This window comes from Oceanobacillus sp. FSL W7-1293 (genome assembly GCF_037969815.1).
Classification (GTDB): domain Bacteria; phylum Bacillota; class Bacilli; order Bacillales; family Amphibacillaceae; genus Oceanobacillus; species Oceanobacillus oncorhynchi.
This window is the reverse complement of the sequence record NZ_CP150212.1, coordinates 1546062-1561159: the sequence shown is the minus strand read 5'-3', so window position 1 is coordinate 1561159 and position 15098 is coordinate 1546062. Positions and strand designations below refer to the sequence as shown.

The 15098-nt window shown below is 38.5% G+C and carries 17 protein-coding genes; 6 read left to right on the top strand and 11 right to left on the bottom strand.

Going from position 1 to position 15098, the window contains the following annotated elements:
* The first annotated feature begins 1003 nt into the window (after window positions 1-1003).
* The 4 genes from MKY65_RS07795 (at window position 1004) to MKY65_RS07780 (ending at window position 4167) form a co-directional block, all read left to right on the top strand.
* Window positions 1004-1624, top strand: coding sequence for a TetR/AcrR family transcriptional regulator (locus MKY65_RS07795; RefSeq protein ID WP_339183783.1), 621 nt, complete (start codon window positions 1004-1006; stop codon window positions 1622-1624).
* Between the two features lie 68 nt (window positions 1625-1692).
* Window positions 1693-2424 (top strand): ABC transporter ATP-binding protein, encoded by a 732-nt coding sequence (locus tag MKY65_RS07790; RefSeq protein ID WP_339183782.1) that lies wholly within the window; start codon window positions 1693-1695, stop codon window positions 2422-2424.
* Complete coding sequence (locus MKY65_RS07785) at window positions 2396-3958, top strand: hypothetical protein (RefSeq protein WP_339183781.1); 1563 nt, start codon at window positions 2396-2398, stop codon at window positions 3956-3958. The genes MKY65_RS07790 and MKY65_RS07785 overlap by 29 nt, the downstream gene beginning before the upstream one ends.
* 5 nt (window positions 3959-3963) lie before the next feature.
* On the top strand, window positions 3964-4167 hold the full coding sequence (locus MKY65_RS07780; RefSeq protein WP_339183780.1) for a DUF1648 domain-containing protein: 204 nt from the start codon (window positions 3964-3966) through the stop codon (window positions 4165-4167).
* A gap of 58 nt (window positions 4168-4225) precedes the next feature.
* On the opposite strand, the gene MKY65_RS07775 is transcribed toward MKY65_RS07780, so the two are convergent.
* From MKY65_RS07775 to MKY65_RS07750, 6 genes are all read right to left on the bottom strand, one after another.
* Window positions 4226-5161 carry a YitT family protein gene (locus tag MKY65_RS07775; RefSeq protein ID WP_339183779.1) on the bottom strand — a complete coding sequence of 312 codons (936 nt, stop codon included), beginning with the start codon at window positions 5159-5161 and terminating at the stop codon, window positions 4226-4228.
* A 407-nt stretch (window positions 5162-5568) separates the two neighbouring features.
* Window positions 5569-6567, bottom strand: coding sequence for an acryloyl-CoA reductase (locus tag MKY65_RS07770; RefSeq protein ID WP_339183777.1), 999 nt, complete (start codon window positions 6565-6567; stop codon window positions 5569-5571).
* A gap of 57 nt (window positions 6568-6624) precedes the next feature.
* Window positions 6625-7422 (bottom strand): MerR family transcriptional regulator, encoded by a 798-nt coding sequence (locus tag MKY65_RS07765; RefSeq protein ID WP_339183775.1) that lies wholly within the window; start codon window positions 7420-7422, stop codon window positions 6625-6627.
* On the bottom strand, window positions 7397-8326 hold the full coding sequence (locus tag MKY65_RS07760) for a DUF2268 domain-containing protein (protein ID WP_256705978.1): 930 nt from the start codon (window positions 8324-8326) through the stop codon (window positions 7397-7399). Before MKY65_RS07760 ends, MKY65_RS07765 begins: the two co-directional genes overlap by 26 nt.
* Window positions 8327-8510: 184 nt before the next feature.
* Window positions 8511-8936, bottom strand: coding sequence for a DnaA N-terminal domain-containing protein (locus MKY65_RS07755; protein ID WP_339183772.1), 426 nt, complete (start codon window positions 8934-8936; stop codon window positions 8511-8513).
* A 23-nt stretch (window positions 8937-8959) separates the two neighbouring features.
* Window positions 8960-9415: an 8-oxo-dGTP diphosphatase gene (locus MKY65_RS07750; protein ID WP_339183769.1), complete on the bottom strand. Its 456-nt coding sequence runs from the start codon at window positions 9413-9415 to the stop codon at window positions 8960-8962.
* A gap of 141 nt (window positions 9416-9556) precedes the next feature.
* Here MKY65_RS07750 and MKY65_RS07745 point away from each other — a divergent pair, with 141 nt between their 5' ends.
* The gene (locus tag MKY65_RS07745; RefSeq protein WP_339183768.1) at window positions 9557-10192 is read left to right on the top strand and encodes a pentapeptide repeat-containing protein; all 636 of its coding nucleotides are present in this window, start codon (window positions 9557-9559) and stop codon (window positions 10190-10192) included.
* 89 nt (window positions 10193-10281) lie between these two features.
* Window positions 10282-11214 carry an aldo/keto reductase gene (locus tag MKY65_RS07740; RefSeq protein WP_339183767.1) on the top strand — a complete coding sequence of 311 codons (933 nt, stop codon included), beginning with the start codon at window positions 10282-10284 and terminating at the stop codon, window positions 11212-11214.
* Window positions 11215-11274: 60 nt separating this feature from the next.
* On the opposite strand, the gene MKY65_RS07735 is transcribed toward MKY65_RS07740, so the two are convergent.
* From MKY65_RS07735 to MKY65_RS07715, 5 genes are all read right to left on the bottom strand, one after another.
* Complete coding sequence (locus MKY65_RS07735; protein ID WP_339183766.1) at window positions 11275-12456, bottom strand: aminotransferase; 1182 nt, start codon at window positions 12454-12456, stop codon at window positions 11275-11277.
* Window positions 12453-12947 (bottom strand): Lrp/AsnC family transcriptional regulator, encoded by a 495-nt coding sequence (locus MKY65_RS07730; protein WP_042532894.1) that lies wholly within the window; start codon window positions 12945-12947, stop codon window positions 12453-12455. Before MKY65_RS07730 ends, MKY65_RS07735 begins: the two co-directional genes overlap by 4 nt.
* Window positions 12948-13170: 223 nt before the next feature.
* Entirely contained in the window at window positions 13171-13797 is a 627-nt protein-coding gene (locus tag MKY65_RS07725) for a LysE family transporter (protein WP_339183763.1), read from the bottom strand.
* An 18-nt stretch (window positions 13798-13815) separates the two neighbouring features.
* Complete coding sequence (locus MKY65_RS07720; protein ID WP_339183762.1) at window positions 13816-14238, bottom strand: DUF2000 domain-containing protein; 423 nt, start codon at window positions 14236-14238, stop codon at window positions 13816-13818.
* Window positions 14238-15065 (bottom strand): AraC family transcriptional regulator, encoded by an 828-nt coding sequence (locus MKY65_RS07715; RefSeq protein ID WP_339183761.1) that lies wholly within the window; start codon window positions 15063-15065, stop codon window positions 14238-14240. Before MKY65_RS07715 ends, MKY65_RS07720 begins: the two co-directional genes overlap by 1 nt.
* Window positions 15066-15098 lie beyond the last annotated feature (33 nt).

Genomic DNA, 15098 nt, shown 5'->3' with positions numbered 1-15098 from the left:
GTGTTTTTCTTCCACTAGTTACTGTTTTCAATCATTATTTCGTCATTTTTATAAGAAAAATAAAGTGTAATTTCTTACTTCAATTTATATAGTCTTGAATTATCTCTAAACCATCTAAAGCTATTATTATCAATTATTTACACCTGGACTTTATAGAAGTTTCTGAATAAATATGGCAAAATTGTTATAGATTATATGTAAATTGTATTTAAATTAACGGGTTAAAAATTAGGAATGGATGAGATGGTGATGCAATATGAAAAAACATACGAAGCTTGGGAAGTCAATTTTTTGGTTAGGATTTCTATTTTTCATGACAGGGATGATGTTTAATGAAAGGATAGGTACGATAACGGACGGTCCAGAGGTCTTTTCTACTTTTTCCTTGCCATTACTTATAACAGGAATAATTATAGTCCTCATTTCTAATTTCTTTACAAACAAGAAGGCTTAGCTTCTTATTATTGGTTTCATTCCAAACAATCTATTATAAAACGAAACTTCAATCAGTGGGAGTTTTCGACGCACAAATGTTTCCGATGGGGCGAGTAATCGCAGTCCCAGGATGTGCTAGTGCAGACGTTGCGACAAATGTTTTCGGTGGGGTGAGTAATCGCAACCCCAGGACGTCGCGAATTTAGTCTGTTTCCTTAATTCTCCCACTGATTGTTAGTTGAGTGATTCAGGGAGTTAGCGTCCGTTATCTCCCGCCTAAATAAATTTATTTTTACGCTTTATTTTGAGGCGGGAGTTTTACGGACGGTTCTCCGTGATAAATTTGAGAAAACGAATTGTTCGCACCTTCAGCGATTAATTCGTTTTCTATGTATTAAATGCTCATCGTCTATACACAACACAGGATATCTCGTCTACTGTCAGGCATCATTCATATCTTAATTATTTTTAATGGACAGGTTTCCTTGTCAATATAAAATTATGCTCACCTCTGAATTGACACTTTGTCAGTCGTCTGTATATACTATCCTCAAAGGAGGTATATAACATGAGAGATGTGAAATTGCCTGAAGTTCGAAAAGCAGAAATCCTGGATGCTTCGATGAAGCTGTTTACAGAAAAAGGCTATCTGCAGACAACTACACAGGATATTATCAACCAAGTAGGAATTTCACGAGGACTGCTTTATTATCACTTTAAAAATAAAGAAGAAATTCTTTATATCCTGGTTGAAAAATCTGTTAAGCCGCTTATCCTGCAGATGGAAATAATAGTTAACGATACTTCATTGACCCCAATAGAGAAGTTAAAACAGTTTTTACAAACAACGATTATTCAAGAAGATTCTGTTACAGAGGAGAAAGTCACCCTGCAGGAAACGGTTCAACTGGAAGAAAACAGATATATGATGGACCGTTTTTATCATAAATTTATTGAAAAGCTGCTCCCTTTGTTTACAAAAGTGATAGAGGAAGGAAAAGAGCAGAACGCTTTTCAAGTAGCTTACCCTTATGAGACTGCCCATTTTTTAGTAACAGGATATGTTTTTGTTTCGAATGATCTCAAGCTAAAAAAATTAGCTGTAGAAGAAATGGAAATTTACTTAGAAGCTTTTAAGGGAGTTTTAGCAAAAACGCTGGGAATTGAAGAATCGATTTTAAATTGGTAACCAATGTACCTTACTTCATTGGTTTCTTTTATCACTACGACTGACACTTTGTCAATAGGAGGGAATTTATGCTAAAAGCAAATCATGTTTCAAAAATATACGAAGACGGTACAAAGGCAATTACAGATATTAAACTTCACGTTCAAAGCGGCGATATTTACGGATTTATTGGAGCGAATGGAGCAGGAAAATCCACGATGATCAAATCAATTGTTGGCATTCATCCATTTAATGAGGGAGAGATCTCGATTGATGGCTATTCCATGAAAAATGATCCTGTTCTTTGTAAGAAAAGAATGGCTTATATCCCAGATACCCCGGACCTTTATGAGCATTTAACCGGCATGCAGTATATCAACTTTATAGCCGACATTTTTGAGGTTAATCTTACGGAAAGAGAATCATCTATCGAAAAATACAGCAGCCTGTTCGAAATGACTGGCAAGCTCCATCACAGCATCACTTCCTACTCTCATGGAATGAAGCAGCGGATTGCAATCATTGCTGCTCTGGTACATCAGCCATCCCTGTTTATCTTGGATGAACCATTTGTCGGCCTGGATCCAACTGCTTCCTTTCAATTAAAAAAACTGATGCAGAAGCATGCAGATAATGGCGGTGCCGTGTTCTTTTCTACGCACGTCTTAGAAGTTGCCCAGAAGCTTTGTAATAAGGTAGCCATTATTCATAAAGGAAAGCTTGTCAAAAACGGCTTAATGGAAGAGGTTGCCGGCTCAAAAACCTTAGAAGACATTTTCCTGGAGGTTCGCAATGAATCAAAAAATATGGATATTATTTAAAAATGACCTTGCCAACAGCTTTCATCTCCATGATTTATTTCGTTCCGGCAAGCAAGGAAATGGAGGGAAAATAACGGCTGTTGTTCTGCTTCTTATGGGAATACTTCTGCTTACGTATAATATACTGTCAGCCAAAACATTGGTCAGTCTTGGCCAGACAGCTATGATTCCGGGATACATGCTTTCTGTTTCCAGCATCATGATGGTTTTCTTATCGTTGCTACGAGCGAATGGAACAATCTTTGGCAGCAGCGATTTTGAACAGCTGGCTGCTTACCCCGTCAGTGAAAAAGAAATTTTTATCAGCAAGCTGCTTCACCTCTATTTTTTCAATTTACTGATTGGTCTGTTATTCAGCCTGCCTGTTTTATTCGTCTGGGCCACAAATGCTATTGTCTCGCCGATTTTAATTATCTTGTTTTGCATCACAGCGCTGGTTGCCCCTGTGATTCCAATTTGTATCGGTGTCATTTTTGGAAGTCTCGTTTATCGGATGGCGGCTTATTTTCGGCAAATGAATCTGATTGCTGTCTGTTTATCTCTGTGTCTATTAGGTGCTTTCAGCTATTTTATCATGACGCAATCTAACCAAACAGATAGCATGCAAGATATCGGAACCGCTGTGTATAGTCAGATGACAGCTATTTATCTGCCTTCCGTCTTATTTCAATTTAACAGCATTGCAGACAGCTTTTCTATTCTGTTTTTTCTTTTTATCAGCGGTTTATTGTTTTTAGTGCTTACCTTTTTCGGCAGCAGATACTACCGAATATTGAACCTTCGCCTTCTCACTTTAAAAAGCACAAACCATATGAAACCGCGAACGATCAAACAGCGAAGTATCTTCGTTGCTTTATGGAAAAAGGAAATAGCTGCTTTATTCAGCTCTTACAACTATTTGCTTAATTCGATATTAGGCACCGTGCTGTTAGTTTTTATTAGTATGGCATTACTTCTATTTGGATTTGAAAAACTAACAACGGTTATTCCGCTTCCTGTTTCTATACAGACCGTTACCAATGTATTCCCCATGTTTGTTGCAGCAATGCTGTTAATCAGTAATCCGGCAGCTGCTGCACTATCCATGGAAGGGAATAAAGTCTGGATTTTAAAAACACTGCCGATTGAGCAAAAAAGTGTGGTCCATGCTAAATTAGCCTGTACCTTTTTCCTGCATTTTATTGGTTTTGCTATTAGCATCCTAGCTTATACCATCCATTTATCTCCAACGATAGAACAGCTGATGTGGGCCATCCTAATTCCAGTAAGCTATTCCGCTTTTATCACGACGTTTGGATTGATGCTGAATTTTTCCTATCCACATTTCAGCTGGAAAAACGATATGTATATCGTTAAACAAAGCCCGCCTGTTTTAATCGCTGCATTTACCGGAATGGCAATGATGATTGTACCGCTAGTGCTTATTTTATTTCAGATACTTCCGTTGTTTGTGATTTATCTTGCACTTTGCATTCTATTGCTCGGTCTAGCTGTGTATTTTTATCAGCGGACCTGCACGATAAAATTTATATAAGGAGAATGATGATGAAAAAGGATATCACTGTATTTTTAATCATGTTCGTTATTTTGTTTGGAATTATTCTATTTTTGCCTGATTTCATTCCAATTCATTTTAATTGGCGGGGAGAAGCAGATATTGTAGTTCATAAATTTTTTCTTTTGATCGGGGTGATTATTCCTTACTCTGTTTACTGGCAATTTTTCAGAGAAAAGAGAGATTAATATCTCTATATGAAAAAGGTCCTTTCCATATCCTAGGGAAAAGACCTTCTTCACGTATTTATGCTTTTTCGTTTACTGTTGTATTATCAGGCGATGTAAAACTCTCTTCATCCGCCTGTTTCTTATAATAGCGGCGTTCCAGTTTCTTGCTTCGGAATGTCTTCTGCCCAGGGTGATGAGCTTCTGCAAAGCTGCCACCGGTAACATCCTTCACCGTATGCACAACCGTGAATGCATTTTCGTCAATGCTGCTGACCAGCTTTTTCAGATAGAATAACCGCTGCTTCGGGATGGCGACATAAATCAGATTTTCCTCCACACCATCTGCATTTTCCTCTGCTTTTAATACGGTCGTATGCGTCCCCAGACTAGTTTGCAGCGCATGTTCGACTTCTTTTGTTTTATTGGAAAAGATGTGCACCACTCTTTTTGCTTCAAAACCTTCTAATACATAGTCCGTTACCCTCTTTCCAATAAACAGAGCAAGCACTGTATACATCGTGTACACCGGACCAATCACAAAAATCCCGGCAATGACAACAGACGCATCCAAAACAAAATTGGTTCCTGTCAATTCCCAGCCGAATTTATAATTTAACATGCGGGCGATAGTCGATGTTCCTCCTGTCGTGCTTCCTGAGCGGAAAATAAGTCCAAAACCGGCACCGGTAAATACGCCTGCAAAAATTGCTGCCAGAAGGGGGTCTGGTATTCCTGTAGCCAGGTCTTCGAGGATATAAATAAATAATGAAAATAACGGGATGGTCACAAGCGATTTGATAATCATGTCCTTTGGCAAGTAACGAAAGCCGATCAGAAGAATAACTGCATTCAGAATAAATGTCGTCATGGCAGGCGATATATCTGTTTCGTGGTAGATAAGCAGAGCCAGCCCCGGCACGCCTCCCTCTGCTAAAGAATTCGGCATCGCAAAGACTGCTACGGAAGCAGCAAAGAAAAATGTACCGGCAATTAAAAATACATAGTTCTTCATTGTGTATTCCTCCTTATTTAGTTGTGTGAAGTTCATTCTGAACGGTTATCCTATTTTATCCTCTAAAACAGGATAATGTCCCAAAAAGATATACCTCATTCGATAAAGTAATTATCCCAGCAAAGCGAAATAACCACCCGAAAAAAACCTTTCCCTAAATGAATTAGGAAAAGATTTAAAAAACAAAAATGGGCAGAACCCACGCATCAATTAAAACAGACGGCATGTAATTCTGCACTTTAACTGAGATAATCTTCTTATACTGGTTACTTTAACGTACTAAACACTTCTTTTCAACAGCTAAATGAAATTATTTCATTACTTCAGCATGTCTTAAAAGATAGTACTAAACAAAAAAAAGGAAGGAGAACGCCATTTCTACGCCCTCCTTCTGCATGGTACATATATTAATCACCTAAATTCACAAGCACTCTTCCCAAATGATTACTTTCTAATACAGCTGGCAGCAGCTCTGTTAACTCCTCTAATCCAGCTTCCTTATATACCATATCTTCAAGGTTATCTAATTTTAAATCAGAGGCTAAACGCTCCCAGATATGCTTCCGTTCTGCCATCGGACAATATACCGAATCAATCCCGAGAAGGGAAACACCGCGTAAAATAAATGGAAAAACAGATGACGGTACATTGACACCGGCTGCCATTCCGCTGACCGCAACGCTGCCCCGATACTGAATTTGCGCCAATAAAGCTGCTAACGGCTCCCCGCCTGCTGCATCGATCGCTCCTGCCCATTTCTGCTTATCCATCTTTTTCAGCTCTCCGTTATAAACTTCTTTTCTGTCAATAACTTCGTCTGCACCTAATTGTTTCAGATAAGCAGCCTCCTCAGTTTTTCCTGTACTGGCTGTTACCTGATACCCTTTCTTTTTCAAGAGGGAAATAGCAATACTTCCGACACCGCCTGTTGCTCCAGTGACAAGGATAGAGCCGTTTTCCGGCTTCATTCCATTCTCTTCTAACCGCTGGACAGATAAAGCAGCTGTAAAACCGGCTGTTCCTAGTATCATGCTTTCTTTTAAGCTCAACCCTTTTGGAAGAGGCACAATCCATTCTGCCGGAACACGTGCATATTCACTATATCCGCCAAAGTGGGAGACACCTAATTCGTAGCTGGTAACAATAACTTTATCGCCTGCTTTATAGCGTTCATCCTTGGAATCAATTACTTCTCCGGCTAAATCGATTCCCGGAATAAACGGATATTCCTTTACAATATTTCCATTTGGATGAGCAGCAAGCCCGTCTTTATAATTGATCCCGCTGTACTTTACATCGACTAGAACATCGCCCTCAGGTAAATCAGAAGGTTCGATTTCTTTTACATTTAAATTCAAGTTTTCATTGTCTTTTTCTACGACAAGTGCTTTAAATGTGTTTGCCATGATATAACCTCCATCTAACTATATATTCTAATTGATTATTCCCTGAATTTAGGTGCTTCAATCCTGTATTGATTTACTATTTTTATGTGACAGCTTTTCATCTTCACAATGGTATAAAATAGCTTGATGAATAAATTCATTCAATGTATCGTTTCCGAATTGATTGATATATGCTTTAAAGCTTTTATCTTCCTTATACGTATAAGCAATACATTGCATGATTTCTGTATCACCTATCATAAACTGTTCGAGATAACTTTTCCATTCTAGAACGATTTGCTGTACTTTTTCAGAAGCAGGTGATTCCTCTGAGAGCTTGGCAAACTGCATGAATACATCCTGCATATTCTGATCAAAAGCTTCAAATACAGCAGCTCTTTCTTCTTCGGGAATTTGTTTGATATTTTTTTCATATTCTTGATACTTATCTGTATCCCCATATACATATTTAGCTTCCATTTGATACTGTTCTTTTAATGGCAGCACGCTGCCTTCCTGAAAAATATCCAAGTTAGAGATATCTTTTCCAGAAATAAAATCATTTAAATTGGCTAATGTCCGCTCGAGGTTTTGCTTTTTTATTTGCATCGCTTCATAATGTCCGGCTAAAATCGTCCTTTGCTCTTGTTTTGGCAACTGTATAATCGCCGCTATTTCTTTCAAGGGCAAATCTAGTTCCTTTAACAGCAAAATGGTCCGCAATTTTTTGAGATCCTCCTGGTTATACAGCCGGTAGCCTTTATCTGAATAGCTATAAGGCTTTAATAAATGGATTTCATCATAATAATGCAGTGTTCTTTTCGTTACACCTGTAATGGTAATCATATCTTTAACGGTGTAGTATGGTTTCTTCATCCCAATATGCTTCCACCTCGCTTAATATCTCCTGAGCCGGGAGTGTCGTTGCTTCCACAATGGATTTCCCTGTTTTTTGCAGATAATACTTCACTAAATAATAACCGCATGCATACCCGGCACTATGTGGCACTCCTCCAGCAACCGGTAACCCCTGTAATTTAGCAACTTCATCTCCATAAAGATACGCCATGATTTGCTGTAATCCTGTGATTTCTAAATGCTCTCTCAATACCGGTTTGATAATATGATTCAATGTATCAGCATCTGTTTTGCTGACCCAAGGTCCGATTAAATCTTCCCCATATAAAGAAGTCGCAAAGTTTTCTGCCAGTCCTTCACTGACAATCAATTCCCCAAGATTAATTTTATCATCCCATTTAATAAATTGATAACGGACATTATGATTACATTCATGTGCTAAAGCAGGTTTTAATCTTTTTAACGTATACTCATTTGGAAGCAAGCTTAGAATAATGTAGCCGGGAATCCCTCCTTCCCCACTATATCCTTCACTTAGCTGCAAGATTTTGCTGTCCGGACTGCCTAACAAAATCGTAAATAAATATTCAGACACAGGTAAATGGATCCCATGCTGTGTAAATTGGTTTAAGCAGTGTTCCAATGTTTGCTTTAATTCACCCCATAACGCATCAGAGGAAATCTGTTTCATGTCTGATTCAACTTCAGTTGTTATCATCTCCGGTGACAGATGTGCCATATTATTTATTGTCATCACATCAAATCCATTTTCCTCCTCCGCATGGAATGGAATCTGCTGTATTTCCCACTTTTTCTTGTAAGGACCAAGCATCTCCCGTCGATACAACTCTGTTTTTTCTTCTGGTGGACTAGCTATGACCTTCTTATAAATCTTATCCGAACGTAATATGTTGATATTCATTTTATCACACCTTTTCAAAGTTTATTTTTAACTTACAGTATGACGTAACGTGAAGGTCAATATGAAAAGATGAAATAATCTGCTGCATACACATGAAAAATCTCAGCAATAGAAATTACTGAGATTTTTCTTAATTTATAAGACCAAAGTTATTACTTTTGCTATAGGAGCATTTTTTTTAACATCACTTCATCTGCTGCTCCAGCTTACTTATTTTTTCTTCCAGCAATGCAGCTCTTTCATCCAAGCGTTTCACATCGATCAGCCGCTGCACTTTCTCCTCCAGACAGTCTATCTTTGCCTCTAACCTGCTGATGCTGTCCGTTTCATATGAAAATGATTCTAAACGGGTAGTAGAAAAAATAGAGTCAGCATTCTTTTCCTCTACTGCAAAGCAGATAATATAATCTTCTCCCGTTACTTCTTTTACAGCCTCCCCAATCCGTTCACTATATTGAGTCTCCAGCCAATCGATCGTAAATTCATTCGCTGCAAATACTGTTAATTCATCTTCGTCCCATTCCACTGTTGTATTTTTCAGCCATGTATCAAAACTTGGTTTAGATAAGTCACTGCTTAGTTTTTCTAAAACTTTTCCCCATATATCCATATTGTTTTCCTCCCTCTATATAATTAAAATAAGACAACTTCTTTCTTTTCATTGCGCTGGTTATAATAGAACTCTGAAATCTTCTCATCTACAAATACCTTATACATCTCCATAAAATCAGGCGCTAATGGATAATCCGGCAATGCAGCTTTATCAATCCAAAAAACCTCCCCTTCATCCGAACCCTTTAATTCTCCAGAAAAAGAATTTGTTTTATAAAGTAAAACGACATACCTTTCATCCTGGTTCGTCTGGAATTGCTTTGTTCCACACAGCACAGGTTGTTTTATATGCAGGCCTGTCTCTTCCTCTACTTCCCGGACTACTGCATCATGGAATGACTCCTCTTTTTCAATATGCCCGCCGGGGAAAGTAATTCCCGGCCAGTTTTTATTTTGTCTATCTTGGACTAGAATCTGCCCCTGTCCATTTTCAATCATGCACATATTGGTGAAAATTGCTGCTTCCGATCGCCCCATGCTGACTCCCCTTTTTCGTCTATATTTCCTTACTGTCTAGTATACCATTCTACAAATATCGTGAAAGGAAGATATGTTATGATGGAAAAAATGCAATATTAGAATGATAATGTAAAAGAGGCTAAGGAAAGAAGGTATAAAATGAAAATAGACATTCCAAAAATTTCACCTGCATTAACTGAAAAAAGATTTACCGATATTTTTTACGAAGAGGATCCGTTACTGGAAATGTGCGAAATCACTGGAGCAGAGTTTACCAATGAAGTGGTGGAGCGTGTACGAATTTACGATGCGGTTATCAAAAATTGCCAATTCAATCAGACAGACTTTGAAAATATAGAGCTGACAGATGTCCGATTTGAAAATTGTGATCTATCCAATGTAAATTTGACGAAATCTTCTATCCACCGCGTGGAGTTTATTCATTGCAAATTAGTCGGCTGTGAATTTCCGGAATCGTCCATTGGCAATGTCCGATTTGATGATTCTACCTTAAATCTGGCTGCTTTTGGAAATGCGAAGCTTGAGAAGGTTATATTTAATGAATCCGTATTAACCAATGTTGATTTCTACAATTGTAAATTCAAAAAAATTGAATTTAACCGCTGCGATTTAAATGAAGCGAATTTTGAACAGACTACGCTGAAAGGAATCGATATCAGTTCTTCCAGTTTTGAAACATTGACCGTTTCATTAGAAAGCTTAAAAGGCTGTAAAGTTTCCTCTTATCAAGCAATTCAATTTGCTTCTCTGATTGGATTAGTCGTTAAAGAATAATAACAGATGCATTTGTTAACTTATGTTTAACTATCCTATTTTGTGGTATATTCATAATAGAGTAAATCAATCGGAAAAGGAGTTTTATAATGGTTAAACATGTAAATTTAGGTAAATCAGATGTTTCTGTACATCCTATCGGCTTAGGAACCAATGCAGTAGGAGGCCATAACATTTATCCGGATATGCTGGATGAGGAACAAGGAAAAGACGTTGTCCGTACAGCACTGGATAATGGGATTAATATGCTGGATACAGCGTTTATTTATGGGCCGAAGCGCTCGGAAGAATTAGTTGGAGAGGTTATTCAGGAATATAAGCGTGAGGATATCGTGCTGGCAACGAAGGCAGCGCATAAATTTGTCGGCAATGATACGGTAATGGACAATTCACCGGCATTTTTAAAGCAATCTGTTGACGATGCGTTGAAGCGTACACAGACAGATTATATTGATTTGTTTTATATCCATTTCCCTGATGTAGACACGCCGAAAGCAGAAGCAGTCGGTGCTTTAAAAGAATTAAAAGATCAAGGTAAAATCCGTTCCATCGGGGTTTCCAATTTTACGCCAGAGCAATTGAAGGACGCAAATCAGGACGGTTATGTAGACGTGTTGCAGGCAGAATATAACCTGTTAAATCGTGATGCTGAAAAAGACTTTTTCCCTTATACTGCGGAAAATAACATCACATTTATTCCTTACTTCCCATTAGAATCTGGTTTATTAGCTGGGAAATATGATAAGAACACCACTTTTTCTGATTTACGGGCAGAAAAACCAAATTTCCAAGGGCAGCAGTTCTTAGATAACCTGGAAAAAGTAGATCAGGTAAGAAAAATTGCGGATAAATACGGAGAAGAGGTTGCTCATATTGTTCTGGCCTGGTATTTCTCTCAAGACTCAGTTGATGTGATTATTCCTGGCGCAAAACGCCCAGAACAGGTGTTGAGCAACAAAAGAGCTGCTGAGATTTCATTATCTGAAGATGATATTCAAAAAATCAGCAATATCTTTGCTTAATCGTTTAAAGATAAAAACCCGCGTATTGTTTTAAATGAAAAACAATACGCGGGTTTTCGGTTACAAATATTTACTGACAAAACGATTCATCCGCTTCGTAGCTTCCTGCAGATTTTCCATCGAAGTCGCATAGGAGCAACGGATGTGCCCTTCTCCGCCAGCACCAAAGATATCCCCCGGCACGACAGCAACATGCTCTTCATACAATAATTTCTCCGCAAATTCTTCCGAAGATAATCCAGTTGCTTTAATAGACGGAAATGCATAAAATGCGCCTCCAGGCATATGACAGGCTAAGCCCATCTCTGCAAAAGACTCTACAAAAAATCCGCGTCTCTGCTTATAGGATTGCGTCATTCTTTCCACATCATCCATTCCGCTCTTCAAAGCCTCTAACGCTCCATACTGCGCCATTGTCGGTGCACACATTAAGCTGTATTGATGCAGCTTCAGCATTGCTGCCAATAAATCAGGCGGTGCCATTACAAAGCCTAAGCGCCAGCCTGTCATTGCAAAAGCCTTGGAAAATCCGGAAATTAAAATCGTTCTCTCCTTCATCCCATCCAGCGCCGCAAAGCTGACGTGCTTGTGATCATAGCTTAATTCTGCATAAATCTCATCAGAAAAAACAATCAAATCATGCTCTTCTGCTAACGTTGCTATTTCCTGCAAATCTTCTTTTAACATCACAGCACCAGTAGGATTATTCGGGAAGCTGATCATTAACGCCTTTGTTTTTTCTGTGAGCACGGCCCGAATCTGTTCCGCGGATACTTTAAAATCATCTTCTATTTTTGTCCCTACCGAAACCGGCACACCTCCTGCCATGGATACAAGCGGCGCATAGGATACAAATCCAGGCTCGACAATAATGACTTCATCCCCCGGATCTAAAATAGCACGGCAGCCAATATCGATTGCTTCACTTGCCCCGACAGTGACAAGCACCTCTGATTCCGGATCATAATCCACTCCAAAGCGCTGGTCCATATATTTTGTTATTTCCTGTCTTAATTCAAGCACACCGGCATTCGCTGAATAAGCAGTAAATCCTCTTTCCATCGATGAAATACTAGCCTCACGAATATTCCATGGTGTTGTAAAATCAGGCTCTCCCACACCTAAAGAAATAATATTATCCATCGAAGAAGCTAAATCAAAAAACCTCCGGATGCCGGATGGCTTAATATCCTGGATACGTGATGATAAACGATTTTTCGTTTTTACGCTTACTTGACTCATGGTGTCACCACAATTCTGCGATCTTCTTCGCCTTCTTCAAAAATAATTCCGTCATGTTTATACTTCTTCAACTGAAAATGGGTTGTCGTTGAAATCACAGAATCGATGGAGGAGAGTTTTTCTGAAACAAAGCGGGCAATCTCCTGCATTGTCTTTCCTTCAATCACTACCTGAAGATCATACGCACCGGACATAAGATATAGGGCCTGTACCTCAGAAAAGCGATAAATACGCTCTGCAACCTCATCAAATCCCACGCCGCGTTTTGGAGTTACCTTCACATCAATCATCGCTGTTACCTGTTCAGCCTGTGGCACCTTGCTCCAATCCACCACTGCAGAATAGTTTAAGATAACCTTCATTTTCTCTAATTTTTTTAAAATCGTTTGAATTTCTTCTTCACTTATATTTGTCATTTTCGCTAATGTATTGTAATCAATTCGCGCATCTTCTTCTATAATTCTCAAAATTTCTAATTCTTTTTCTGTCATTCTCCTTTGACTCCTTTACCATTTCTGTCCAATATCCAATCTCGTGTTTGGATTATATTCCATCATAACATATTCGACAGGATAAATTCATTTCTGTCCCCAAATATTTTAAATCTTTTGTTTTGTATATATCAAGCATTTCTAATTTTAGGAGATGAAATCGTAAACAAAATAAAATCTGGAAATCTGTCAAAGGAAAGTATCTCTTTCTGCAGAAAAAGTTCTAAATAACCAGCTTTATCCCAAAACCCATTAATAGCATTCCGGCACATTTTTGAAAAACCTTTTGAAATCCAGGCTTTTTCAGCCAACGCTTCATTGTATCTAAAAAATAAACCAGCATAAAAAACCAGCCGGCCGCTATCAGCGTTAAGATACATCCAAGAAAAATCAGCTGCTGATTAACATTTCCGCTTACATCTATAAATTGCGGCATAAAGGTGATGTATACCAAAACCGTTTTCGGATTCAATATATTACTGACGGCCCCCTGAAAAAAAGAATCTTTAGAATAAGATTTTGCTGTTTTCCTATTATCATTTTTCTCTGATACAGCGTCCATGGAGAAGGTATCTCTTGAAATGAAAGCCCGGATCCCTAAATAAATGAGATAAGCAGCTCCAAGATATTTAATGATATTGAAAAGAAAAACTGGCTGGGCAATCACAACAGACAGCCCAAAGACAGCAATCATGGTCCAGAAGGTGAGTCCAGCCGCTATCCCGAGTATGGTAGCACAGCCAGCCTTTGCACCATAACGGAAGGTATTTTTCATCACCAATACTGTATCTGTCCCCGGCAGCATGGACATCATCAATGCCATCAGGATATATGCCATTAAATTATCCATCCCTTATACTCCTTTCAGCTACCTTAATAACGCAAGACTGCCTGTTAATTGATTCACTTTTTTCTTTTCTCCATAGATTCCCAATCCATAATACAAATAATCTGATTTCGATTTCTCCTGCAGCTTTGCTATGTATTCCTCATACGTTTTACAGCTTTGCGCTGCATTGGAAAAATCAACAACAGTCAGATTAGCAAACGGCTCTGTCATTGTTTTACCTCTTAATTCATGAAGCAGTCCGGCATTTCCCTTTAAAATAGGAATAGGTGTTTTTACAATTCCTGCATGCTCCACACCAGATAAATCCGTTACATTCTCCCCTGCCATTTCAGGGGCTTCCTTTCCAAGTGTGACCCCGAGAATAGCTGCTGTATTAGCAATTAATCCTAAAGGCAGATTTTCATCGATAACTAGTACACATTTCGTCTCCATCGAATGCATTATATCTCTCCGTTCCGTTCAAAAATCTTCATATATTGCTTCGGTGTTAATCCAATCATGCTCTTAAAAAACCTGGTCAAATGACTTTGATCACTGAACCCCGTCAGAAAAGCTACTTCAATCGGCTTCACTCCTTGTTCTAACAGCCTTTTTGCATGATTCACCCGAATTGTTTCCAAATAGCTGTAAGGAGAAATTCCCTTTTGTCTGGTAAAGGATCTCAATAAATAATATTTGCTCCATCCTGTTAAATCGCTTAACGCTTGTAATGAAATTTTTTCAGCATAATGCTTTTCTAAATAATTGCTGATTTCCTGCACCTTTTGAGAGGATTCCAGTTCTTTTTCCGGGATAGTCAGGTCCGAATTTATCTCAATAAGCTCTTCCACTAAATAAAGAAACAGCTCTTCTTTTTGGAATGCCTCCTCTTCCTCCGTCATTTTCTGATGAAGGTCTTTTAAAGCAGATGCTACTTCATTCTTATACAAAACATTTTCTTTAAAACGCGGAAGAACCTCCTCTCCCTTCATCTCAAATACAGCTTTTTTCATCACATCCGCTTTTACATTAATACAGCGGTAATCCAATGTTCCTCCATCCACCTGCTCACAGCTGTGGGTATCGTACGGATTGAAAATAAGTACATCGCCCGGCTGAATAACATATTCATCTCCCTGGCAGATTAACTCCCGATCTCCCTCCTCGATAAAGCCAATTACATAATAATCATGAAAATGCGCCGGAAACTTTTGTGTGATTCCTTTAAAACGATATGCTTCCACATCTAAATCCGGATCTAAATAAATCGTTCGCGTTTCATCTGCCATACTTATTTCTCCCTCCTTACACCGCTTAACCTT